The 22402-nt window shown below is 57.3% G+C and carries 21 protein-coding genes; 9 read left to right on the top strand and 12 right to left on the bottom strand.

All coding sequences use genetic code 11. The annotated features are described in order from the left end of the window. Positions 1–35 precede the first annotated feature (35 nt). The 4 genes from RRF56_RS05325 to RRF56_RS05310 form a co-directional block, all read right to left on the bottom strand. Positions 36–758 carry a rhomboid family intramembrane serine protease gene (locus tag RRF56_RS05325; protein WP_317036595.1) on the bottom strand — a complete coding sequence of 241 codons (723 nt, stop codon included), beginning with the start codon at positions 756–758 and terminating at the stop codon, positions 36–38. Positions 759–913: 155 nt separating this feature from the next. Then, entirely contained in the window at positions 914–1504 is a 591-nt protein-coding gene (locus RRF56_RS05320) for a hypothetical protein (RefSeq protein ID WP_317036594.1), read from the bottom strand. A 29-nt stretch (positions 1505–1533) separates the two neighbouring features. Then, entirely contained in the window at positions 1534–3180 is a 1647-nt protein-coding gene (locus tag RRF56_RS05315; RefSeq protein ID WP_317036593.1) for an alpha-amylase family protein, read from the bottom strand. Between the two features lie 122 nt (positions 3181–3302). Continuing rightward, complete coding sequence (locus RRF56_RS05310; protein ID WP_317036592.1) at positions 3303–4280, bottom strand: TIGR03885 family FMN-dependent LLM class oxidoreductase; 978 nt, start codon at positions 4278–4280, stop codon at positions 3303–3305. Between the two features lie 371 nt (positions 4281–4651). Between RRF56_RS05310 and RRF56_RS05305 the strand changes: the two genes are divergently transcribed. After that, the gene (locus RRF56_RS05305) at positions 4652–4789 is read left to right on the top strand and encodes a hypothetical protein (protein WP_317036591.1); all 138 of its coding nucleotides are present in this window, start codon (positions 4652–4654) and stop codon (positions 4787–4789) included. Between the two features lie 264 nt (positions 4790–5053). Further along, positions 5054–5191, top strand: a complete 138-nt coding sequence (locus tag RRF56_RS05300; RefSeq protein ID WP_317036590.1) for a hypothetical protein — start codon at positions 5054–5056, stop codon at positions 5189–5191. Between the two features lie 200 nt (positions 5192–5391). On the opposite strand, the gene RRF56_RS05295 is transcribed toward RRF56_RS05300, so the two are convergent. After that, a complete protein-coding gene (locus tag RRF56_RS05295) occupies positions 5392–5733 on the bottom strand; it encodes a hypothetical protein (protein ID WP_317036589.1) in 342 nt (113 codons plus the stop codon). A 281-nt stretch (positions 5734–6014) separates the two neighbouring features. Beyond that, complete coding sequence (locus RRF56_RS05290; RefSeq protein ID WP_317036588.1) at positions 6015–6308, bottom strand: hypothetical protein; 294 nt, start codon at positions 6306–6308, stop codon at positions 6015–6017. Positions 6309–6883: 575 nt separating this feature from the next. Between RRF56_RS05290 and RRF56_RS05285 the strand changes: the two genes are divergently transcribed. The 4 genes from RRF56_RS05285 (at position 6884) to RRF56_RS05270 (ending at position 9123) form a co-directional block, all read left to right on the top strand. Next, positions 6884–7192 (top strand): hypothetical protein, encoded by a 309-nt coding sequence (locus RRF56_RS05285; RefSeq protein WP_317036587.1) that lies wholly within the window; start codon positions 6884–6886, stop codon positions 7190–7192. A 175-nt stretch (positions 7193–7367) separates the two neighbouring features. Next, positions 7368–8063 carry a general stress protein gene (locus RRF56_RS05280; protein WP_317036586.1) on the top strand — a complete coding sequence of 232 codons (696 nt, stop codon included), beginning with the start codon at positions 7368–7370 and terminating at the stop codon, positions 8061–8063. A gap of 84 nt (positions 8064–8147) precedes the next feature. Next, on the top strand, positions 8148–8567 hold the full coding sequence (locus RRF56_RS05275) for a hypothetical protein (protein ID WP_317036585.1): 420 nt from the start codon (positions 8148–8150) through the stop codon (positions 8565–8567). A gap of 37 nt (positions 8568–8604) precedes the next feature. Further along, the gene (locus RRF56_RS05270) at positions 8605–9123 is read left to right on the top strand and encodes a hypothetical protein (protein ID WP_317036584.1); all 519 of its coding nucleotides are present in this window, start codon (positions 8605–8607) and stop codon (positions 9121–9123) included. A gap of 156 nt (positions 9124–9279) precedes the next feature. On the opposite strand, the gene RRF56_RS05265 is transcribed toward RRF56_RS05270, so the two are convergent. The 3 genes from RRF56_RS05265 to RRF56_RS05255 all read right to left on the bottom strand — a co-directional run bounded on the left by RRF56_RS05265 (position 9280) and on the right by RRF56_RS05255 (position 15966). Continuing rightward, positions 9280–11049, bottom strand: coding sequence for an ABC transporter ATP-binding protein (locus RRF56_RS05265; RefSeq protein WP_317036583.1), 1770 nt, complete (start codon positions 11047–11049; stop codon positions 9280–9282). Between the two features lie 84 nt (positions 11050–11133). Further along, complete coding sequence (locus tag RRF56_RS05260) at positions 11134–12063, bottom strand: LysR family transcriptional regulator (RefSeq protein WP_317036582.1); 930 nt, start codon at positions 12061–12063, stop codon at positions 11134–11136. Positions 12064–12318: 255 nt separating this feature from the next. Then, positions 12319–15966 carry a CAAX protease gene (locus RRF56_RS05255; protein WP_317036581.1) on the bottom strand — a complete coding sequence of 1216 codons (3648 nt, stop codon included), beginning with the start codon at positions 15964–15966 and terminating at the stop codon, positions 12319–12321. Positions 15967–16339: 373 nt separating this feature from the next. Between RRF56_RS05255 and RRF56_RS05250 the strand changes: the two genes are divergently transcribed. From RRF56_RS05250 to RRF56_RS05240, 3 genes are all read left to right on the top strand, one after another. Continuing rightward, entirely contained in the window at positions 16340–17347 is a 1008-nt protein-coding gene (locus tag RRF56_RS05250; protein WP_317036580.1) for an ArsJ-associated glyceraldehyde-3-phosphate dehydrogenase, read from the top strand. Between the two features lie 129 nt (positions 17348–17476). Next, positions 17477–18724 carry an organoarsenical effux MFS transporter ArsJ gene (gene arsJ, locus RRF56_RS05245; RefSeq protein ID WP_317036579.1) on the top strand — a complete coding sequence of 416 codons (1248 nt, stop codon included), beginning with the start codon at positions 17477–17479 and terminating at the stop codon, positions 18722–18724. Positions 18725–18819: 95 nt separating this feature from the next. Further along, positions 18820–18954, top strand: a complete 135-nt coding sequence (locus RRF56_RS05240) for a hypothetical protein (protein ID WP_317036578.1) — start codon at positions 18820–18822, stop codon at positions 18952–18954. Here RRF56_RS05240 and RRF56_RS05235 read toward each other — a convergent pair. The 3 genes from RRF56_RS05235 to mgtE all read right to left on the bottom strand — a co-directional run bounded on the left by RRF56_RS05235 (position 18951) and on the right by mgtE (position 22204). After that, entirely contained in the window at positions 18951–19826 is an 876-nt protein-coding gene (locus RRF56_RS05235; protein ID WP_317036577.1) for a phosphatidate cytidylyltransferase, read from the bottom strand. The two genes, RRF56_RS05240 and RRF56_RS05235, sit on opposite strands and share 4 nt — an antisense overlap. Before the next feature lie 109 nt (positions 19827–19935). Beyond that, complete coding sequence (queC, locus tag RRF56_RS05230; protein WP_317036576.1) at positions 19936–20637, bottom strand: 7-cyano-7-deazaguanine synthase QueC; 702 nt, start codon at positions 20635–20637, stop codon at positions 19936–19938. A gap of 220 nt (positions 20638–20857) precedes the next feature. Further along, positions 20858–22204 (bottom strand): magnesium transporter, encoded by a 1347-nt coding sequence (gene mgtE, locus RRF56_RS05225; protein ID WP_317036575.1) that lies wholly within the window; start codon positions 22202–22204, stop codon positions 20858–20860. Positions 22205–22402: the final 198 nt, after the last annotated feature.

Raw genomic sequence — 22402 nt, 5'->3', positions numbered from 1 at the left:
GCCGTGAGGCGGCAGGGGCGATCGCACCCCTTGAGTCATGATCTCAGCCGACCACGACCGGGGCCAGGGGACGAGGATCGAAATAGTCCAAGCACTGGGGCTAGAACTAGCCCCACTACAAAGCCACCCGCGTGAGCCCAGTAGGCAACGCCGCCCGAGTCGATGCTGGTGGTGGCTTGCAGGCTGGCAAAGCCATAGAGCGTCTGCTGAAAAAACCAAAACCCCAGAAAAAATATGGCCGGGATGCGGAACGTAGTAATGAAAATACCTAGGGGAATCAGCGTCAGAATGCGGGCCTTGGGAAAGCGCAAAATGTAGGCTCCCAAAACCCCCGCGATCGCCCCGCTAGCCCCCACCATCGGGATGTCAGACTGCATCGAGAGTGCCCACTGAGCCAGCCCCGCCAAGGCTCCACAGGTCAGGTAAAAAAACAAAAAGGAGACCCGCCCCAGCTTCTCTTCAATGTTGTTGCCAAACACCCAGAGAAACAGCATGTTGCCGCCCAAATGCAGAAACCCCCCATGGAGAAACTGGGAGGTGATTAGGGTTAGCGACTGCCCGGCGATCGCGGCTACATTACCACTCTGAAAGCTAGCGGTTAGCTGGCTAGGCACGATCGCAAAGGTTTGAAAGAACCCCTGCAACTGCTCGGGCGACAGGGTCAGAGCGTAGATAAACACCAAGATATTGATAGCAATCAGGCCATAGTTCACCCAGGGCTTAATTTTGGTTGGGTTGTTATCGTGCAGAGGAACCACAGGTATTGTCCTAAACGGTGGAGACTCGGGGGGTAGGGCTCAGGGGCAAATCTATAACTGCGACCGGTACGGTCAACCAACCATCGCTAAATTGGCTGGTGGCTTATACCTATGCCTCTTACTTGTTAGGGGAGAGCCCGCCCAAGGGTTACCTATCAATGGGCTGAAGCTAGATGGAACTCTCTCCAAAGCCATAGATGCTCAACACGACAATCTAATGCCTCTAGCCATTGGGCCAGCTCGTGGTTGCTGTTGTGCCAAATTGCATAGATGCGTTCATCTTGGGCCAGGTTGAGATTGGTCTTGGGGTTAAACACGTGCCCCGCTGCCGTTTGTCGCTCAAAACGGTTGCCCAGATCGGCGATGAGCTGGCTGGTGTGGGCCGCAGAGGCGGCAAAGGTCAAAAACCGAAATCCTCGCGGTTCGGCGATCGCCCGAAAGTGATCGAGAGACTCAATGTTTCCCCAGCCGAGGGCTCCTGGCGTGGGCCAGATTAAAGCTCTCACCGCATGGTAGAGATCCTGGCGGTGGCGGGCGTAGTAGTCCCAGTCGCCAAAGCCGTACTGCACCCAGCGATCGCCCAGGGGTACCACCAGGCGAGCATGGAGGCCCGATTCGACCACATACACCGTCACCGGGTCTGAAGGCGCGATCGGGGGCACTATGGTGGCGGGCACTTTGAACCAGGTCAACGCCAGCGCCAGCACCAGCCCGAGGGTTAAGTAAACTAGCCGACGACAGTTCATAGGCGACAACCTCCTAGGCAGCCCAGGCGCTACCCGGTTTTCTCACAGGCTTGCAGCCAACAGTAGCCATACCCCGCTAATTGCATTGTGTAGGAAGACTGTTGGCTCACCTCGGTCGATTGATCGGTAAACAGATCAATCAAGCAGCGGCCCCCGTCTTCTGGCAGGGTTAAGGTCGCCTCACAATCGGCTTGACTGAGGTTGTGGACCGCAATCACCACATGGCCTTGCCACTCGCAGCGATGGGCAAAAATGCTCGGCTGATCTACCTCTAAAATTTGCCATTTACCCCAGCCAAAGGCAGGGCATTCTTTCCGCAGTCGAATGGCCCGCTCCATCCAGTTCAAGAGGGACTCAGCATCTTGCTGCTGGGTCGTGACATTGATCTGTTTGTAGCCGTAGTCACCCTCAGCAATGACCGGCAACACCAGTTGGTCGGCAGGGGCCGTCGAAAACCCGCCGTTCGGTGCCGTAGACCAATGCATGGGGGTGCGCGCGGGCTTGCGCTCATCAAGGGTGAGATCGTCACCCATCCCCAACTCCTCGCCGTAGTTGAGCACCGGGGTCCCCGGCATAGTCAGCAGCAGGCTGTAGGTGAGCTTGAGTCGTTGTGGGTCGCCATCGACCATGGGGGCAAACCGGCGGCGAATACCGCGATCGAAAACCCACATGGTGTCGCGATCGGGGGCCATTGCCGCCGCAATTTCGTCTTGCTGATCGTCGGACAGGTGGTTTAGGGTCAACTCGTCGTGGTTGCGGATGAAGTTGGCCCACTGCCCAATTTTAGGCACAGAGGGCAGGTCTTTAAACGACTGAATTAGAGGGGCGGCCTCCCCGCGCGTCAGGGCTAAAAAGAAATGCTGATTACTCCAGAAGTTAAACAGCATCTGCATGCGATCGCCACCGTCGAAGTAGTGGTGCAATTCTTCGACAGGTTCGTTGGCTTCGGCCAGTAAAATCGCATCGCCCCGCCGCCAGGAGAGGAAATCGCGCATTTCGTCAATGTAAATAAACGGATCGTCAACCTTTTCAAATAGGTTGTCGGCCTGGCGCAGTTCGATTAGGTGGGAGGCCGCGTCGATACGAAATCCAGAGACCCCTAGCTGTAGCCAGAATCCCATAATTTTCTGAATTTCTTCCCTCACCGCCGGGTTGGTAATATTTAGATCGGCCTGATGGTCGTAAAACCGGTGGGCGTAGTAAGCTTCGGCCTCAGGCGCATAGGTCCAGGTAGTATCTTGCAGCCCCGGAAACATAATGTCTTCTTCAATGTCTTCGGGTTCTTCCTTTGACCACAGGTAATAGTCCCAATATTTAGAGTTTTTATCTTGCAGGGCCGTTTGAAACCAAGGATGTTGATCGGACGTGTGGTTGACCACTAGATCGACAATGACGCGAATACCCCGCTCCTCCGCCTGGCGAGAAAATTCCACAAAATCACCGAGGCTGCCCAACCGAGGATCGACGCTGTAGTAATCCATTACGTCGTAGCCGTTGTCTTTGTTGGGGGAGGGGTAAAACGGCATTAGCCAAACACAGGTAATGCCCAACCCTGATAAATAATCTAGGCGCTGGGTCAGCCCCACAAAGTCGCCTACCCCGTCGCCGTTGCCATCCCTATAGGTCTCGATGTCGAGACAATAAATAATCGCATTCTTATACCAAAGATCTAGCATGGCAATTTCCTAATCCAACCTATTCTTCTTCCTAATCCAACCCAGCCACATCCACGATTGATCAGAGGGCAGGGGCAAGAATGTTGACGTTGCCCGGCTAAACAGCCCCAGACCCATCCCAATTACTCTCGTGGCCTGACTGACTGAAGCGCAGGCAAAATCTGCTCGCCAAAGACATCAATAAACCGTTGCTGACCTCGATTGACGTTGTGCAACGAAATCGTCTCAAACCCCAGGTCTATATCCTTCTGCAACCAGTCAATATGCTGCTGGGGGTCAGCGGCAATGCGTACGTGGTCATACATATCCTCCGGCTTTACAAAACTGGCAGCGGCATCAAACTGCTGGGGGTGCCTAAAATCGGTCTGCACCGGGCTGTCAAAAATATTGGTGCGCCACTGGTCGTAGGCCCCGGTCAAGGCGGTTTCGTCATCTTCGGCGTAGGAGAGTTGCACCTTGAGATACATCGGTTTGTCCTCGCCGCCACCGCGCCGAAAGGCCTCAACCACCTGCCGCAGTTTGTCGTGGGGGTGAGAAATGGTGATTAACCCATCGGCCCAGCCGCCCACCCACTCAGCGGTTTTGGGGGTAATGGCCGCGCCCATAATTTGGGGGGGATGGGCCGCTCGAGTGTAGAGTTTGGCTTCTTCAACACAGACCAGCCCGTGGTGGGTGACGGTTTCGCCTGCCCACAGGGCGCGCATGATGTCTACACATTCTTTAAGCCGGGCATTACGCTGGGCTTTAATCGGCCAGGTAGGGCCAGTAATGGCTTCGTTCATAGCCTGCCCGCTGCCCAGGGCGACCCAAAAGCGATCGGGAAACATTTCCCCCAGGGTGGCTGCTGCCTGGGCAATGATGGCCGGGTGGTAGCGCTGTCCTGGCGCACAGACCACCCCAAAAGGCAGCGACGCGGCCTGCATAGCCGCCCCCAACCACGACCAAGCAAAGCCGCTTTCACCCTGACGTTCGCTCCAGGGGTGAAAGTGGTCGGAACAGGTAATGGCTTGAAATCCCGCTTGTTCTGCCTGCTGCGCATAGGTTAGCAGCAGACTAGGAGGAAACTGCTCGTGGGACGCATGATAACTGAACTGCACCATAATTCACGCCCCTACCATTAGCATTACTCAAAATCTTCTACAGAGGTTTCTGGGTGGATTTTTGTAGGCTAGGCCCGTGCCCACTATCGCAAGATATTGGTTTTTAGCCATCTATCAAACGCAATAGTTCTGGCGGTAGGGCAAAACAAATCTATCTAATGCGGGCGGTGTATTGGGCGCGATCGCTACCTTTGATAAGAAGTCGTTGTCGTTTGACCTAGGATAGACAACGCTACTGCGATCGCTAGTCAAGCATCCTGACAATGCTTCAGCTTTGTTTCCAAATCACTCATTCAGTAGAGGGTGACGCCGAGAATGTTGAATAGATTGTATCTGTCGATTACGCCAGCTCAATCACTGAGGTTAATCCTATGACTGACGAAAAGAATAAGTCCTACGCCGAAAAGAACGAAGAGCGAATCACAGAATTCGTCGATAACCTTAACGAAAAAGGAGCCAAAAAGAAAGAGCAAAAGAAAAAAGAAGCCGAAGCTGAAGTTTATGAATAGATATTGAGGCCGTGACAATCTAATTGATGTCGTACTTTTATCGGTGCATAGTCACCCTGGACAATGCCAAATCTGAGTTATACAACCCCGATTTGTAACCGATAATCCGTAGGGGCATTGCACGACAATGCTCCTACGCAATCAAATAGATAAATCTTGCTATAAGACATCAATACGCTTAAAAAAGTCCACCCGTTTTAATGGGTGGACTTTTTGAGTTATAGCTAAGTAGGAAGGCTCAATTAAATATAAAACCCGCGTAGGATGGGCATTGTTGGGCGAAAGCTGCTGCTGTCCGGCTTCGGTCTGCAACAGTTGGGCGGCGTCGGCCTGGCTGACCCTGTGGCCCAAAACATCATAGGAACCCAGGCCGCTGGGGCGGCCTGGGTAATCGGCGTGTAGGTGGCCGCCAAATCAGGGGGTCGAGTCGGGATCGTGAGTTCTAGCTGAAAGCCTAAAAACCCAGCTAAGACGAACAGAGATAACGCCACAAAAAGTGTGCGAATTGGCATCGGTGCCTCCTCTTCGATTACGTCAATGATTCCGGTGCGACTCGGCCTAAACAGATCAGTCTGTCCTGAGCAAGGGCCCTGAGCAAGGGCCTAGTTATCCTGAAGGGCGGGAATGCTTCTCTCGGCCACATCGGGGTAAAGCTCAGCCCAGTCTTTAACCGCATCAGCAGACTCTTCGACAATTCGCTTGGCCCGCTCTAGGGGCCGGCCCTCGGTCTCACGAGCTTCGGCCTGCCACTCGCCCATGGTTTTAGGCCGGTCAGAGTCGTCGTCTTGCAAGGTTTTGTTGATCTCGCGGGGCAGGGTTGGGTTGTCTCGGGCGGCCAGGGCTGGGGCGGGGGCGATCGCCAGCGCCATGAGCAACCCGGCTAGACCCACCGCTAGAGCACGGCTCAGGGGGAGAGCCCTTAGCAGAGAGCGAATTGGAGTCATCAGTATCGTTAAAATGTTTAGCATGGCAAAAATCAATGTCCTGTTATTGCAGTAGCTCGGTGCCAGCAGACTCCGGTAGAGCCTGGCAAAGATTGATTCCTAAACCAATTACCAGGAGCAGTGACCAGAAAGAGCCACGGCTGACACGGCTTCATGCTACAGAGCTAAGGCCCCAAGCTAATCTTTCTTAAGGCGTAACTCAGGGGTGAAATAGATAACCCCTGCTCTGGCTAAGCCCAGAGCAGGGGTTATCTATGAATAACTAACTTATTGACCCCGATTTATTTGTCCTGAGAATTTTTGATTCTGCCGACAATTTCGTTTTCTTCGGTGATTTCTTCTAGGTTTAGCTTGTCTTTAACCGTGCCACCTACCGTGTCTTCAGTGGTGGTGTTGTCTAGGGCTGCTGCCGCCGCTGCCGAGGCTTCGCTTTGCCACTCCCGCCGCTGCTCTCGCATTTCTTCTAACCGAGATTCTGAAATGATCGGCTCTTGTCCTTCAAGTTCTTTGTTGGCTGCAAAGCGAGACGAAGCTGCCAGCGCAATCAGCGAGGTGGGTGCTGGGGTGGTGGGCATGGGTTGAGCAAGGGCAGCCGTTTGAGAGAACCCAAACAGTACCATGACACCCACAACCATTGCGGCCAAAGGTTTTGCAATAGCCTTTAAACCAAAAGAAAACCAACTTTTCATCATATGAGTCCTTTCTTTACCAGAAACAAGGGGCCAAAAACAAGGGGCCAAAATAATCAGCTTTTGAGAATTTATTTGATTGCCCCGTGGTCTCAGTAGCCTAAGCAAAAACGCACCCTGCAACGTCCCTCCCTAGGCAGAACCCTTAGGTAGAAGCAGCCTTCTTAAGATAGACAAAGCAGTGAGTGTCTATGGTTAGAACGACATGTATAGGCTTTTTACCCTTGGCCTGTCCATTCATGCCTACTGATCAAAAATTCTGCTTAGCTATTCCCAATGCCTCTGGGCAAAAGCTCTTTGCCCCCATGGTTTTGCCTTTTTTGAGTCGGGGTTATGTGATTTCGATTAGGTATCGCTGATGATTTAGGGCCATTACTGAGATAGAGCACAAAGCCCGTTTCTCTCCTACACAATCAAGTTTATTAACAAGTCTGTGGGATCAAGAAATAGCAGCAAGCACCGTGGCTAGACGGGTTATCCTAGCCGGAATTTGGATAAGTTTTATCATCTATACCCTTTGGTTGGCCCCGCTCGATCGCCCCTACACCTGGTCTTTTGCCCAACGGTTAGTGACTTTACAGTGGGGTGAAATCAATGCCTATCTGCTGGCGATTTTTTGGCTGATGGGGGTTTGGCCGATGATCTACGCCTGCCTGATGTTTGCCGATGGGCGGATGCAGCCGTTTCCGGCCTGGCCTTTTTTTGTGGGTTCAAAGCGGATTTTGTATGCGCTGCTTGATGTGCTCTATGGCATTGGGACTAGGGGGTGAAGTCGGCGATGTTGGGTTAGAGCGTCAATCTCTGCCTTTCTGTAATCTTCAATACTTCTAAGGAACGATGAAACCAGGCTGCTTTACCCGTTAAACCAGTAGAAGTACAACGGTTGCTAGATTCACAACCCGATTCGCAACGGTTGTCGGCTTCGCATCAGAGGAGGAAGCATTAATGGCTTCGCAACATATTCACAGACGAGCGGTGGGCGTTTTCCGCGATCGCCCCACCACAGCATCGGCCCTCCAGGCCCTGAGCGACTCTGGCTTTAGGATGAGCCATGTTTCGGTCATTGCCAGAGACGCCGAACGCCAAAACGCGATCGCAGGTGTCAGCGTCAACAACGAAGCAGGCAACCATGCCGATACCGGTGGCGCAGTGGGAGCGGTGACTGGCGGTGTGCTCGGTGGTGTCACCGGCCTGCTGGTAGGTCTCGGTACCCTAGTGATTCCTGGCATCGGCCCGGCATTACTGGCTGGGGAAGCTGCCACTGCCCTAGCGGCGCTGGCAGGCGGAGCGGCGGGTGCCGCTGCAGGCGGTTTAGTCGGAGCCTTAGTGGGCATGGGCATTCCTGAACACCGGGCTAAGCACTACCGCGACCGGGTTCACCAGGGCGATTACCTGATCATGCTCAAAGACACCGAACCTGAGATTGCCCGCGCTGAGCGTACCCTCAGAACCGCTGGCATCGAAGACTGGGGTGTTTATCCTGTGGCCGATGACGCCACCGCTGCTCGCGCCGGGTCTCCCAACGCCACCTTCAATGGCGACCCCAACCACGACCTGAGCGTTGCCCCTGGTCGAGACAACCCCTACAACCGGGTCGACCACCCGATGGATCAGGGCTATCCCCAGGGCGATCGCCGCTAGGGCCTAGGCGCTAGGTAGCGTCCAACCTGCGGCCCAACCGTTGCCTAGACCGTTGACTGTACTGCACCCGTTGAGGAAAAACCTGTGACTATTTTGAAATCGATTCGACGAGGGGTAATTGCCCTATGCCTGGGGGTAATTTTGTTGACCACCAGTGCCTGCGGCAGCGCGACCCAAACCAGCACTGCTCCCAGTCTCGCCCCCGCCTACAGCCAACTTGAGCGTGGCGATACAGCCAGCGGCGAAAGCTATGGCCGCTGGGTGATGGAAACCGCTCGTGGGCTCGTTAGCGATGCCTTTGTGCGCGACAACGATAAACTCGGTGTCGTCATCTCCCCTGATGTGGCCCCTCGGGAAGTTAAGCCTTTGGCCCAGTCGCTGGTGCAGGGGTTCCACAAAAAATTCCCTAACCGCGACCTGAGTGTGTTGGTCTATGCCCCCGACAAAGAGCTGATTTTAACCGCCAACTACGACGACACCACCCGCCAGGTCGAATACCGATAGGCGATTGGCGAAACCGCAACCCAATTAGGAGACTCTCATGACTAGCAGCAAAGACTACAAACGCCAAATCATGAATGACTTGGCCGGTGGCAACGTTCACGGCATTGACGAAAAGGCCACCACGCCTGAGAAAGAGTACGCCAACTTTGACGATTTTGCCAAACGGTCGTCTCGCGATGAGCGTCGCGAAATGATTGGCCGTGGGTTTCACCCCGATCGCATTCCCTCTAGCCAGATGGAGCCCGAACTGCGTAAGGCAATTTCTCAGATCAAGCCCCACGAGCGCGACGACGTGGCCCGTGATCTGTTCAAGCACCTCAAAGGACGTGGCCTGAGCGATCGCGATCTGGAGAAGCAGCTGGGGCTATCGACCCACCACGCTAGCCGCATGAACGAAGACGATGTTACCAAGCTGGCTGCCTTCACCTACCACAGCCACCCCGATATCTTCCAAGATGTGCTGGCCGATCAGCCGACGATTATGAAATTCTTCAGCAACCCGCTGGTGGGTGCTGCTGTCGGCGCGATCGCCGCCAAGTGGCTGGGCAAGCGCTAAGATAACGCGATCGCTGCCCCGTAAAAGCGTGGGGCAGCGACGGATTTGGTATACCCCCTGGGGACAGCTAAGATCTTAGTCTTAGCTGCCCCCAGGGGATTTTTTTGCTTTAAAGGTCTCTGGGGCGATCGCACTCTACCCTAGCCGCCAATCGCCTCAATCAGCCCCTAGCTGCAAACTGTAGAGGTTGCTGTAGATGCCATTGAGAGCCATTAGCTCCGTGTGGGTGCCCTGCTCAACAATCTCGCCCTGCTGAATTACCAGCACCTGGTCGGCCTGGGTCACCGTACTGAGGCGGTGAGCAATCACAAAGCTGGTGCGGTTGTGGAGTAAGGTGGCGATCGCATCCTGCACCAGCCCTTCGGTGCGCGTATCAATGCTGCTCGTCGCCTCATCCAGCAGCAAAATTCGTGGGTCTATGAGCACGGCTCGGGCAATGCTTACCAACTGCCGCTGCCCCTGGCTCAGGGGTGTGCCCCGCTCCCCCAGGCGGGTGCTGTAGCCCTGGGGCAGGGAGGTAATAAACTCGTGCACATTCGCCGCCTGGGCCGCTGCTTCAATGTCGGCCTGGCTGGCCTGGGGCACGCCAAAGGCAATATTCTCGGCCACAGTGCCGCTAAACAGCAGGTTATCTTGCAGCACAATGCCAATCTGGCGGCGCAGGCTGGCCTGGGTAACCTGGCGCACATCGACCCCGTCAATGCGTACCGCGCCCGCCGACACATCGTAGAACCGCATAATCAGGTTGATGATCGTGCTTTTGCCCGCCCCCGTCGGCCCCACCAGTGCCACCATTTGCCCCGGCTGGGCGCAGAGGTCAATGCCCTTCAGCACCTGCTGGTTGGGGGTGTAGCCAAACCCCACCGCCTCAAACCGCACCTCGCCTTCAATCGGCGGCATTTCGGTGGCGTTGGGCGCATCGTGCAGATTGGCTGGCTCGTCGAGCAGCAGAAAAATGCGATCGAGCCCCGCCAGGGCCGACTGAGCCTGGGTATAAAACTGGCTGAGAATCTGGATAGGCCGAAAGAATTGCTGTACGTAGAGCACAAAGGCCGTCACCGTGCCCACCGTCATCACCCCGGTTACCGCCAGGTAGCCGCCGTAGGCCATCACCCCAGCGGTGGCCAGGGTGTTGAGAAAGTCGATGGAGGGCAAAAACGCCGCCGTCACCGCCACCGCCTGCACATTGGCCTTGCGGTTGGCGGCATTGAGACTGTCAAATTCTTCAATGTTGAGCTGGGTGCGGTTAAAGGCCTGGGCCTCGCGCACACTGCCAATGTCTTCTTCCAGCTTGGCCGACAGGTCGCCGATGGTTTGCCGGGTGAGGCGAAAACGGCTTCTGGCCCAGCGCGAGAAAAACCCCGTGGTAAAAATCATCAGTGGCACCACCAGGTTGCTCAGTAGCCCCAGCTGCACATTGATCGACAGCATGGCGATGATGATGCCTACCAAACTAAAGGTCTGGCCCAGCACCTGGGGAATAGTTAGACCAAAGGCCTGATTCACCGTGTTCACATCGTTGAGCAGGCGGCTCATCAGATCGCCCGCTTCGCTGCGATCAAAAAAGCTCACCGGCAAACTCTGGATCTTGTCAAAAATATCCTGCCGTAGCTGCCCCAGCCGCCGCTGCACAATGCCGCCCATGCGCCAAATTTGTCCCCGAATGGCCCAGACGCCCACCAGATAGGTCACACTCAACGCCACCAGCATCCACAGCAGGCCCGGCAGGTTGCCTTGCAGAATCAGATTGTCGATGGACCAGCCAATCAGCAGCGGCCCGATCGCCTGGGTCGTAGCCCCAATGGCAACTAGCAACAGTGCGATCGGCAGCTCTTGGCGATATGGGGCAAAGTACTGCATAAACCGTCCCACCGTCGTCAGCTTGGGCTTGGAGGCCGGAAAAGCCTCGGCTGGGGTGATGCTCATCGCTGATGCCTCCGGTCGAACGGCTCAACTCCAGCATCAAGGCCAGAGTCATCGCTGATTGATTATAGCCACGGCCCTAGGCGTTCAAACTTTCGAACCAGGAATGGCATAGCGTTGTAGCACATGGTCTAAAAAGACCTTGGCCCCCGGCGAGAGGTACTTACCCTTGAGATAAGCCAAATGCCATTGCTTTCGCAGGGCGAATTCAGGCACTGGCAAGATCGCTAGGTCAGCGTCGAGTTCGGCCTGAGACAAACTCGATGCGGGCAGCACCGCAATACCTAACCCCGCATAGATGCTGGCCTTAATCGCCTCATAGCTGCTCAACTCTAGCCGGCGGCGCACCTTGATCGACTGGGCTGCAAAAAATTCCTCCAATAGCTGGCGGCTGGCCGACCCCCATTCGCTCAAAATCCACGACTCCTGAGCCAACTGCTGGGGTGTCACCACCGCTTGCTCTGCCAGGGGATGCTGCCGGTGGGTGACCAGGTGCAGCGGTACCTCCATACAGGGAAACACCTCAACCCCGTTTAGGGCCGGAGGCAGGCTAAACAAATAGATATCATCCTCATTATTTTGCAGCCGCGACAGCAACTGCCGATGGTTGCCGATATACAGCGATAGCTCTAACCCAGGGTAGCTATCCATAAACGGCTTGAGCTGTTTGATCAAGGCGGTTTTGCCGCTTTCAACGGTGGCCACTTTGACGGTCCCCCGCTCTAGCCCCTGAAATTCTAGTAGGGCATCGTCGAGGGTCGACAGCTGAGCCAAAATTTGACGACAGGTGGAGAGCAGGGCATCGCCAGCGGGAGTCAGATAGAGCTTTTTGCCCATCATCTCAAACAGGGGCAACCCAATAGTCTTAGACAATTGCTTAACCTGTATTGACACCGTTGGCTGGCTCAAATACAGCTCCTCAGCGGCTTTGGTATAGCTGCCGTGGCGCGCAACCGCTTCAAACACCTCCATTTGATGGAGGGTAATTCCCTTGGTGCTGGGCAGTTGCTGGGTCATAGCAGCATTATTCAGTAGAAATACTCATTTAGTTTAACAACATAAAAGTTGCTAAAGTCAACCACTCCTCGCCGCTAGTACAGCGTCAAGCCTAATTTTTAAAGTCTTGTAGGGTGCATTCGCGAAGCAATGCACCGCAGGGATGCTAGGTCACCGCCTACACTCCTCGCCGCTAGTGCAGCGTCAAGCCTAATCTTTAAAGTCTTGTAGGGTGCATTCGCGAAGCAATGCACCGCAGGGATGCTAGGTCACCGCCTAAAACGTCATTGGTGCGATCGGTTCGATGTCGGGGTCGTGGCCGCCCACCTGGCTAGTCCGCAGCACCCAGGCCGATGCGCCGTACTTGAGAAACTTGTGCACCACCACATCGCTGGCCTTGCGGGGAAACACCGTGCGCCAGCTACCCAGGCCCATGATCAAGTTGCGAATGGGCTCGTCTTCGATGGAGCTGCCCAGGTTAAATTCGTTTTTCTCCCAGGCGGGGCGCAGACCGCCCAGGGGTTGCAGGGTGTCTTTGAGATCGTTGCCAAAGGCGGCAAGCTGGCGCAGGGGGGCAGCCTGGTCGGGGTATTGAGTGACCAGGGCTTCGATATGGTGGCTGAGGCTTTGGCTGGTGCCCTGCAAACTGGCAAACAGCGCCTGGTTCGAGTCTTGGGAGCAGTTGTTGGACGGACCAACGAAGGTGCCGCCGGTGCCGTCGCCAATGCGGTAGCGGGCGGTCATCGCTTGCAGGTGAGCTTCCATGCGGCCCAGGGGAGAGCGGCGCTCGTCATTGAAGTAGTAGAAGCGGCTAAAGGCGTCGAGCTTGACCACAATATCGCAGGTGGGGCGGGTGCCCAGCCAGCCCCGCTGGCGATCGCCCTGGTACCGCGACCAATGAATCGTGCCCGCAATTAGCCCATCGATGTTGTGGGCGTAGACCTGGTAGTAGCGAATCTCAAATCGCTTTTCGTCGGCTAAGGGGTCGTGCACTACTTCAGCCCGCCCATAGGCAAAGTGGCCAAAGAAAATTGGCGTGGCGGCGGAGGGTTCTTTGTGGTTGCCGCCAATGCCGCCGTAGGTGTGCAGGATGAGGGCGCGATCGCCCACCTGCCACTCGTCAATCGCCGCTGCGATCGCCTCCGGGCGACCGTTATCCCGCGCCGTACAGAGCACCGAGCTAACCCGGCCCTTCTGGGCCACCACATCGGCCCACGATTCTTTGCGAATGTAGCGGTAAGCCGGTTTTGCCCCACCAAACACAACGCGATCGGGCTGGAGGCGAAACAGGGCGCGGGGACCGAGGGCCTGCACCACAAAGGTGCCACTGGCGTTCTGCGCCCCGTAGATGTACCAACCCGACTCGTTGTAGGGCGATTTTTCTAGATCCCGCGTTGTCGATGGTTCGCTGCCATAGACATCCATGGTGGCGACGGGGGGGAGGCTGACCCGGTCCTCAGGCCCGTCAAAGGCGCGACGGGTCCGGCTAAAGTGGCGTACCCGCCACTGGTCAGTACCTGCCACCGGCTCCACAAACTGCACCAGACCGTAGTAGCGCCCGGTCACCTCCATCGGCTGGGTGTTGATCAAGAGCGTCACCCCGCTTTTATCCAGCACCACCTGGGGGTTTTCGACCACCGCGATCAGGTCGTCGTCCGGCAGCGACCCGGCCAGAGATTCTAGCGGGTCGACCCGCAGCCAGTGGTTCAGCCGCACGGGGTTGATCACACCGCCAACGCGGCTGGCGTACTCAGCATCGGCGCTAAAATGCACGTCGTGGGTGACCGCCTGCACCATCTGCTGGGTGAGGGGCTGGTCAGACCAGCGCAGCTTGACCACCTGACCCACCAGGCCCCGATGATCCTCCGGCGTGTGGTGAATTTCGTAGAAGACCCCGCCAAACCGTTCCGCTTTAGCGGGTAAAATCAGCCGTCCTACCCAGTCGCCCAGGGGTAGGTACAGGGCCGGATCGGGCCGCTGATCGAGGGGGTAGTGCTGGTACTGCACCAGGGGGTGAGCGGCAAAAATGTCGTAGTTGTTGGCTTTGCCGCCCCGCTCTAGCTCGGCCTCAAGCATGTCGCCGCGCAGAATGGCGTTGATGGTGTCGATGGTCTGCGCCAGGGAACTGCGGCCATCGGGCAGAATCAGGTTGGGGTCGAGAATGCCCCCCGGCACCTGGTGCCCCACCGGCCCCAGCGAAACGAAGGAAACTTTGCCCCGCCGCTTCGCCCGGTTCCAGAAGGAGAGGGGAAACAGCGGCCAGCGACCGGGAAAAATCTTGGGGCCGAGCTTTTCGACCACATCTTTCTCTCCCGACAGGTGGTAGAGGTGCTCCAGCTGGAGCAGATTGATGTTGGCGCTGATCACCCCGCCTAACGAAATCACGTCGATGGGGGCACCCAGGGCGCGCTTCAGGTAGGGGGCGCTGGCGCAAGACATCTGTCCGCCGCCGCTGTAGCCCATCAGGGTGACGGGGATGCCGCTGCCCACCCGGTAGCCATTCTTGACCAGGCCGTTAAACACCACCTGGGCAATGCCCTGGTTATAGAGCGGCCCGTAGCGCTTGTCGGCAGACACCCCCACAATTAGCACGTTGCGAATGTTGACCAGTAGGCCCAGCACGCTCATGGGGTTAGCGAAACGCAGCTTGTCGGCGTAGCGCCATAGAAACGACAGGGGGCGGTCTTCGTCCAGGGGCGCGTTCATTACCGAGTAGGGCATGATGCCGCGAATCAGCGCCACGCCCTGGGGCATGTGTGGGGCCAGGGTGTCGAGAAATTCTTCGATGTCGGGTAGGTACTCAAAGCTGGAAATGCCAATGCCGTCGAGATACACCACGTAGCGGCTGACCTGGCTGGGGTCGGCCACTGGCTCTGCCAGTTCGCCCGCGTTGACGGTGGTGTTGACCTCGTCGTCGTACCAGCCCGCCCACCAGCCCAGGGTTTCGAGGGGGGCCAACAGCCCAGCTACCACTAAGGCGACAATGCCAATCCACAGAAAGTTGAGCCCTAGCAGTACCAGGTTGGGCAGCCCGCCCAGCCAGCCAAACCACCACTCGCGAATTGGGCGCAGCAGCGCCAGCACCACCACCGTCAGCACGGCCATGGCCAGCAGCCCCAGGAAGGGTTTGAAGTGGGGCCACAGTCGTTCGCCATTGGGGCCAGGGTCTACAGACATCACAGCACCGCCGCCTGCTGTTGCCAGGGCCGTAGGTTCTCCCGTGACTGCCGCCACCACATTCCCCTGGCTAAAGGCGCTGATGCGTTGGGTAAATTCCTCCTGCCAGCGGGTGGGGGTTTGGGCTAGGTTTTCGCGGTACGAATCGGCCAGGTCGCGACGGTTCGTGACGAGGTCTACTCCGGCGGCCCGGTTGGCAATGCGCTTGCCCAGGCTGGCCAGCGGTTGCCCCACGGTAGTTTGCAAAATTTGCAGCATCACCCAGCCCAAAACTACGTAGTTGAAGGCGTTGCTGAGGCCAAGATTTGCGATCGCCCCAAACCCCACGACCATCGCCAGCAGGTGCCACACCGACAGCAGGTTGAGAATGGGCATGCCCAGGTAGGGCAGCGCCCCTAAAAAACTAAACAACAGCGGTGCGTAGGCCAACCCCAGCACCGTCACCAGGGGCCTCAGGGGCAAACTCTGGGACCAGGGGGCCAGGGTGACCAGCCAGGTGCTCAGTACCAGGGCCAAAAAGCCAAAGGCAAACAGCACCGCATTAATCACCAGGCTGAGCCCAAACCGGGCGGGTCGCACCTGATTGACAAACAAAATAATGCTCTGGCCAATGCCCTGGGAGAGGCCCGCCAGTAGCACTACCAGCAGCGCCAAACGTCTCCCCGCCGGTAGCGTGGTGGCAATGCGAAAGGCTTCGTCGTTGAGGGCAAAGACGTACCCCAGCACTTCCCAGAAGCGATCTAGCATTGGTCCAGCCTCAACGGTGTGTCGAGATTTTACTCCAACGACCGGGGCAAAACTGCCACTGTTAGGTTAAATAAAGGGTTTTTGGCATGCGATCGCGGTCTTCCAGAGACCACAAACCATGTCACCTGCGACCATATGCGCCGCGCGTACGCCCACTAGCGTGCCGCAGGGCACCGATGGCTCTGGTAAGCACAGAGCGGCGATCGCTCGAACCCCAGGGGATGTAGTCTGCACAACTTGACAAATCAAATTTTGTTGAAATAATCGAAGCATCAACTTTTTTTGAAATGAGGCAGGTTGGTCAGGGGGAATGGATTTTGGCCACTGAACCGTTTGCTTGGGTTTTGATGCGATCGCTAAGGGAATAAAACGCATGGTTAGAGTGGCTATCAATGGGTTTGGTCGCATTGGGCGGCTGGTGCTGCGGGCGGGCTGGGCCTTCCCCGAGCTGGAGTTTGTCCACATCAACGAGATCAAGGGGGGGGCTGAGGCGGCGGCGCACCTGCTCAAGTTTGACTCCGTCCACGGGCGATGGGCTCGCGATGTCGAGGCCGTGGGCAGCGAAAAGGTCACCATCGACGGTGTGCCCCTCAGCGTCAGCAGCGGTGCATCCCCCGGAGCCGTGCCCTGGGCCGACTATGGCGTAGACCTGGTGCTAGAGTGCTCCGGCAAGTTTCGCACCACCGAAACCCTGGCCCCCTACTACGACAAGGGCGTCAAAAAAGTGATTGTTGCCGCTCCGGTCAAACAGGGGGCGCTCAACGTGGTCTACGGCATTAACGACCACCTGTACAACCCGGTAGAGCACCACCTGCTAACAGCGGCCTCCTGCACCACCAATTGTCTGGCCCCGGTGGTCAAAGTCATCCACGAAGGACTGGGCATTCGCCACGGGGTGATTACCACCGTGCATAACCACACCAACACCCAAACCATTGTCGACGCCCCCCACAAAGACCTGCGCCGTGCCAGGGCCACGGGCCTGTCGCTGATTCCGACGACGACGGGGTCGGCGACAGCGATCGCCCTGATCTACCCCGAACTGGCCGGCAAACTAAATGGTTTAGCGGTGCGGGTGCCTTTGCTCAATGCGTCGCTGACCGACTGCGTGTTTGAAGTGGCGCTCCCCACCACCGTCGAGGAGGTGAACCAGCTGCTCAAAGCCGCTGCCGATGGCCCACTCCACGGCATTCTTGGCTACGAAACCCGGCCCCTGGTGTCGGTGGACTACAAAGATGATCCGCGTTCTGCCATTGTCGATGCCCTTTCTACCCTGGTAGTGGATGACACCCAGGTGAAAATTCTCGCCTGGTACGACAACGAGTGGGGCTACTCCTGCCGCATGGCCGAGCTGGCCCGCAAGGTGGCCCAGAGCCTCTGATCCCCTAGCTCTGGTGCGAATTCTGGACAGCAGCCTTATTGTTCTGGTCAGCAGCACTATCGAATGGTGGGCAGTGCCCACCCTACCTCTACCTCTTATTGAATGGTGGGCAGTGCCCACCCTACCTCTATGACTCCCTCCACCTTCAAGCCTGAGAGCCTGCGCAACTACGCGATCATCACTGCCGCCTACTGGGGCTTTACCATCACCGACGGTGCCCTGCGGATGATGGTGCTGCTGCACTTTCATGTGCTGGGCTACACGCCCTTTGAGATCGCCATGCTGTTTCTCTTCTACGAAATTTTTGGTGTGGTGACCAATTTTCTGGGCGGCTGGATTGGCTCCCAGGTGGGCATTCGGCAGACCCTCTACGGCGGCATTGCCCTGCAAATTTTTGCCCTGGTGATGCTGAGCTTTTTGAACGCCGACTGGGCGGTGCCGGTGCAGGTGGGTTTTGTGATGCTGACCCAGGCATTTTCGGGCGTTGCCAAAGACCTGACCAAGATGAGTTCTAAGAGCGCCATTCGCCTGGTGGTGCCCAAAGAGGCCGAATCGCGGCTGTTTAAATGGGTGGCGGTGCTGACCGGGTCAAAAAATGCGCTGAAGGGGGTGGGTTTCTTTGTGGGGGCGGCCCTGCTGGAGGGGGTGGGCTTTCGCCCGGCACTGCTGATTCAGGCGGCGGTGCTGGGGGTAATTTTGATCTCTGGGTCGCTGCTGCCTGCGGGCATGGGCAAGATTGGCAAAAAAGTGACCTTTCGCCAGCTGTTTTCTAAGAGCAAGGAGATCAACGTGCTGTCGGCGGCGCGGTTCTTTTTGTTCGGCTCGCGGGACGTGTGGTTTGTGGTGGCACTGCCGGTATTTTTGTACGAGGTGCTGGGCTGGCGGTTTATGCAGGTGGGCACCTATATGGCCATTTGGGTAATTGGCTACGGCATGGTGCAGTTTTTAGCACCCCAGCTATTACGAAAAAACAGCGCCGGGAAAGTGGTGCCCAGGGCCAAGACGATTCTGTTTTGGACCTCAATGTTGACGGCGATTCCCGCCTTTATTGCCCTAATGCTGAGGTTAGGCGTGCGCGGCGACATCGCGGTGACGGTGGGCCTGATTGGGTTCGGCATTGTGTTTGCTTTCAACTCAGCGGTGCACTCCTACCTGGTACTGGCCTACACCGAAGACAAAGACGTGACCCTGAATGTGGGCTTTTACTACATGGCCAACTCGGGCGGGCGGCTGCTGGGCACGATTACCTCGGGGCTGTTTTACCAGTGGTTTGGCCTGGTGGGCTGCCTATGGGTGTCGAGTCTGTTTGTGCTGGCGGCGGCGCTGATCACCACTAAGCTGCCCGATCCTAAAGTCAGGAACCCCGTAGGGGCGTAGCATGCTACGCCTCTACATCCAAAGAATTGTAAGGGAGCCTTTACTGCACGCTTACCTCGGCTAAACTGTAACTATCGCTACAGTTTGGAGTCGAAATGATGGAACCTAAAAATTCGGGTGAGCGGCGGCAGGTAATTGGCGAACTGCGCCACCAGCTGCGGTTTGCATCGCCCCAGGAGCGCGATCGCATCCGCCAAGAGCTTAACTTTTGGGAAATGCGGGGTCGCTAACCCTGAGAAAGCGTGGGCAGCAGCAGGGTAACAAAAAAGTACACCAGTGCGCCCGTAAACACATAGCTATCGGTGCGGTCTAGAATACCGCCGTGGCCGGGGATCAGGGCTCCAGAGTCTTTGACCCCGGCATCTCTTTTCATCAGCGATTCGGTTAGGTCGCCCAGTAGGCTAGAGGTACCCACCATGAGGCCTAGAGCAGCTCCAGTCATTAGCCAGAAAGGCCATTGCAGCCAGTAGCTGCCGACAATGGCTACGACCGTACTGCCCAGCATGCCAAAAGCTGCCCCCTCTACAGTTTTCTTCGGGCTGATGTTTGACAGCGGCGTGCGGCCAATCATTTTTCCGGCGGTGTAGGCCCCAATGTCGGAGGCCCAGATACAGGCAAAGGCCAGCAGGGTGATCACTAGCCCATAGGGAAGCGCATTGAGGTCAGGGGGCCAGGTCTCGGGCCAATAGCCGCCTAGGGGCAGAGCGGTTGCACTGGCATCGCCGAGATCTCTTAGGCGCACCCAAAAGCTGGGTAGGTAGCCACCGTAGAACAGGCCCAAAATCGATGCTGCCACGTCGGCAATCGTGGCGACCTGGGGTTGAAACAGCAAATAAAAACAGATAAAGGTACCGCTGATGGGCAGCAGCGCATCGGCCAGGTTGGGTGACAGGTGGGCGGTGATGAGCAACAGCTGGCTGACGACCAGGGTAGTTTTGGTCGCCGGCAAAATGCCCTTTGCCTTGACTAGCGCAAAAATTTCGAGCTGACCCAAAAAGATCAGCACCCCAAACCCCAGGGTAAAGTACCAACCCCCCAGCCCAATCATGGTCAGGGCAACCACAATGGCGACCAATCCGCTAATTATTCGAGGCCAGGGCATAGGCGAGGGTACAGAGGGGTTGTGCAAGCGTTGTCTACTATCTGAGGGCAGGGCCTGCCATGCAGCTTATTACACTGTGCCACATTCCCCTACGGGCACTGTCAAAAAACTAGGGGCATGCCTGGCTCACGATGGGGCTGGCCAACTCGGGATAGCCCGCTTCGATCAAGGCGCGATCGCGAATTCGGCACGAGTCACAGCGCCCACAGGGCACAGCCCCACCCTCGTAGCATGACCAGGTTGCGGCGATCGGTACCCCCAGCGCCACAGCCCGCCGCACAATATCCACTTTAGAGTCTGTCACCAGGGGGGCCACGAGCTGGGGCGCATGACCCTCTAGCCCCGCCTTGGACGAAAGCTGCGCCAGCTGCTGAAACGCCGCCAGGTACTCAGGCCGACAGTCGGGATAGCCGGAATAATCGACCGCGTTGATACCCAGGTACACCGCTTTGGCCCCCTTGGCTTCAGCCAGAGCCAGAGCCAGGGCGATAAACACCGTATTGCGCCCCGGCACATAGGTGGAGGGAATGCCCGCCTCAATGTCAGCTTGGGGGGCTGCCTGGGGCAGGGTCTGGGTCAAGTCGGTGAGCGATGACGCGCCCCACTGGGCCAGGTTGACATCGATAAAGCGGTGATCGGCGATCGCAAAATGCTGTGCCACCGCCTTCGCCGCCTCTAGCTCTCGCTGGTGCCGCTGACCATAGTTGAAAGACAGAGCGGTGAGGGCAAAGCCATCGGCGATCGCCTGAGCGGCAGCGGTAGCCGAGTCGAGGCCACCAGAAAGTAACACAATCGCGGTTGGGTGGGACATGGGTATGGGTTCGGGTATTGGGTATCGGGTATCCCCTCCTGGGAGGGGCAGGGGTGGGTTGTTCGGGTTCCGGGTATCGGGTATTGGGTATTGGGTATCCCCTCCTGGGAGGGGCAGGGGTGGGTTGTTCGGGTATCGGGTATCCCCTCCTGGGAGGGGCAAGGGTGGGTTGTTCGGGTTCCGACTTGGCAACCTGCCACCTAGCCCCCGCCCCCGCCCCCTAAATCCCCAAAATTGCCCCCGCCACATTGAGATAGATCAGCACCCCGAGCACATCTACCGCCGTGGTAATGAAAGGGGCCGACATCAGCGCGGGGTCAAATTTGAGTGCCTTAAACAAAAACGGCAGGGCCGACCCCGCGAAGGAGGCCAGCACCGAAATTGCAATCAGGCTAATGCCCACCGACAGGGCCACACCCCAGTCGCCCTGGAGGAAGTAGGCCCACACCGTGACGGCGATACCCAGCAGCACCCCCAGCATGGCTCCGGCTAGGGTTTCGCGCCAGACGATATTCACCATTTGCGACGACCTGACTTCGTCAGTATTTAAGCCGCGAATCACCACTGTTGACGATTGGGCACCGACGTTGCCCCCGGCGTCAATTAGCAGCGGAATGAACGCCGCCAAAATCACCACCTGTTCAAGCAGTTCTTCCTGCCCTTTGATCACGGCGCTGGTGCCGGTGTTGGTAATTAGCAAAATAAACAGCCACACCACTCGCTTGCGCGCCACGGTGATCAGATTGGTTTGAAAGTAGCTGTCGCCGCCGCTCTGCACCCCGCCTGCGGTATAGATGTCTTCGGTGCCCTCGGCTTCGAGCACGTCCATCAGGTCATCAATCGTGACAATGCCGACTAGGCGCTGCTCGCTATCGACCACGGGCAGCGCCAAAAAGTCGTAGCGCTGAATCAGGCGGGCCGCTTCTTCTTGGTCGGTGTCGGTGTGCACGTAGACCATCTCGCGCCGCATCAGGTCTTGTAGGGTCCGATCGGGCTGGGCTACCACCAGATCGCGCAGCGAGAGGGCACCAATTAGGTGGCGAGAATCGTCGAGCACGTAGAGGGTGTAGATGGTCTCGGAGGTTTCGGCCAGGTGGCGAATGCGATCGAGGGCCTGCTCGACGGTGAAGGTTTCGCGCAGGGCCACAAACTCTGAGGTCATAATCCGCCCGGCGCTGTCGGGGGGGTAGCCCAGTAGGCGGGCGGTGGCCTCACGCTCGGCGGGGCTGAGCTGCTGAGTGAGCCGCTTCACCACCTTGGCAGGCAGTTCGTCGAACAGCCGGGCGCGATCGTCGGGCGACATGCGATCGATGATTTCTAGCAGCTCGGGGTTTTTAAAGTCTTCGAGCAGCGACTGCTGCACTCGCCCCGGCAAATACTCGTATACCTCGATCGCCTCATCCTTGGGCAACAGGCGAAAGGCCACCGCCTGAAGGGTTTCGGGCAGCTCGTCAATGGCGTCGGCTACGTCAGCAGACTGCATCGGCTTCAGCAAGGCCTGGGCTGCGTCAAAGCGGCCTGCCTCGAGCAGCGTTTGCAGTTGTGCTTGGGCGGCCTCGTTAATCATGGCTTTCCCTAGGTGTCATGGCTCTGCGGCACGGTAGTTAGGATAGCCCAATTTAGGCAATCCTCGGGTGGCGTCGAGGGTATCTCGCCTGCCGCTGCGAGAGTTAATTCTGGTGTCGAACCCGGTCTGGGCCAAGCCCTACCCCTTACCGTAGAGGTATTGGCCTGGGCTTATTCTGGCGCTCTCCCCCAATCTCTC

This window comes from Nodosilinea sp. E11 (genome assembly GCF_032813545.1).
Taxonomy (GTDB): domain Bacteria; phylum Cyanobacteriota; class Cyanobacteriia; order Phormidesmidales; family Phormidesmidaceae; genus Nodosilinea.
This window is presented reverse-complemented; position numbering and strand designations above follow the sequence as displayed.

Excerpts from the sequence above, each read along its gene's own strand:
- RRF56_RS05320 (WP_317036594.1), bottom strand. The coding sequence starts at position 1,504 with ATGAACTGTCGTCGGCTAGTTTACTTAACCCTCGGGCTGGTGCTGGCG.
- RRF56_RS05315 (WP_317036593.1), bottom strand. The coding sequence starts at position 3,180 with ATGCTAGATCTTTGGTATAAGAATGCGATTATTTATTGTCTCGACATC.
- RRF56_RS05310 (WP_317036592.1), bottom strand. The coding sequence starts at position 4,280 with ATGGTGCAGTTCAGTTATCATGCGTCCCACGAGCAGTTTCCTCCTAGT.
- RRF56_RS05305 (WP_317036591.1), top strand. The coding sequence starts at position 4,652 with ATGACTGACGAAAAGAATAAGTCCTACGCCGAAAAGAACGAAGAGCGA.
- RRF56_RS05300 (WP_317036590.1), top strand. The coding sequence starts at position 5,054 with ATGGGCATTGTTGGGCGAAAGCTGCTGCTGTCCGGCTTCGGTCTGCAA.
- RRF56_RS05295 (WP_317036589.1), bottom strand. The coding sequence starts at position 5,733 with ATGACTCCAATTCGCTCTCTGCTAAGGGCTCTCCCCCTGAGCCGTGCT.
- RRF56_RS05290 (WP_317036588.1), bottom strand. The coding sequence starts at position 6,308 with ATGCCCACCACCCCAGCACCCACCTCGCTGATTGCGCTGGCAGCTTCG.
- RRF56_RS05280 (WP_317036586.1), top strand. The coding sequence starts at position 7,368 with ATGGCTTCGCAACATATTCACAGACGAGCGGTGGGCGTTTTCCGCGAT.
- RRF56_RS05270 (WP_317036584.1), top strand. The coding sequence starts at position 8,605 with ATGACTAGCAGCAAAGACTACAAACGCCAAATCATGAATGACTTGGCC.
- RRF56_RS05265 (WP_317036583.1), bottom strand. The coding sequence starts at position 11,049 with ATGAGCATCACCCCAGCCGAGGCTTTTCCGGCCTCCAAGCCCAAGCTG.
- RRF56_RS05260 (WP_317036582.1), bottom strand. The coding sequence starts at position 12,063 with ATGACCCAGCAACTGCCCAGCACCAAGGGAATTACCCTCCATCAAATG.
- RRF56_RS05255 (WP_317036581.1), bottom strand. The coding sequence starts at position 15,966 with ATGCTAGATCGCTTCTGGGAAGTGCTGGGGTACGTCTTTGCCCTCAAC.
- RRF56_RS05250 (WP_317036580.1), top strand. The coding sequence starts at position 16,340 with ATGGTTAGAGTGGCTATCAATGGGTTTGGTCGCATTGGGCGGCTGGTG.
- arsJ (WP_317036579.1), top strand. The coding sequence starts at position 17,477 with ATGACTCCCTCCACCTTCAAGCCTGAGAGCCTGCGCAACTACGCGATC.
- RRF56_RS05240 (WP_317036578.1), top strand. The coding sequence starts at position 18,820 with ATGATGGAACCTAAAAATTCGGGTGAGCGGCGGCAGGTAATTGGCGAA.
- RRF56_RS05235 (WP_317036577.1), bottom strand. The coding sequence starts at position 19,826 with ATGCCCTGGCCTCGAATAATTAGCGGATTGGTCGCCATTGTGGTTGCC.
- queC (WP_317036576.1), bottom strand. The coding sequence starts at position 20,637 with ATGTCCCACCCAACCGCGATTGTGTTACTTTCTGGTGGCCTCGACTCG.
- mgtE (WP_317036575.1), bottom strand. The coding sequence starts at position 22,204 with ATGATTAACGAGGCCGCCCAAGCACAACTGCAAACGCTGCTCGAGGCA.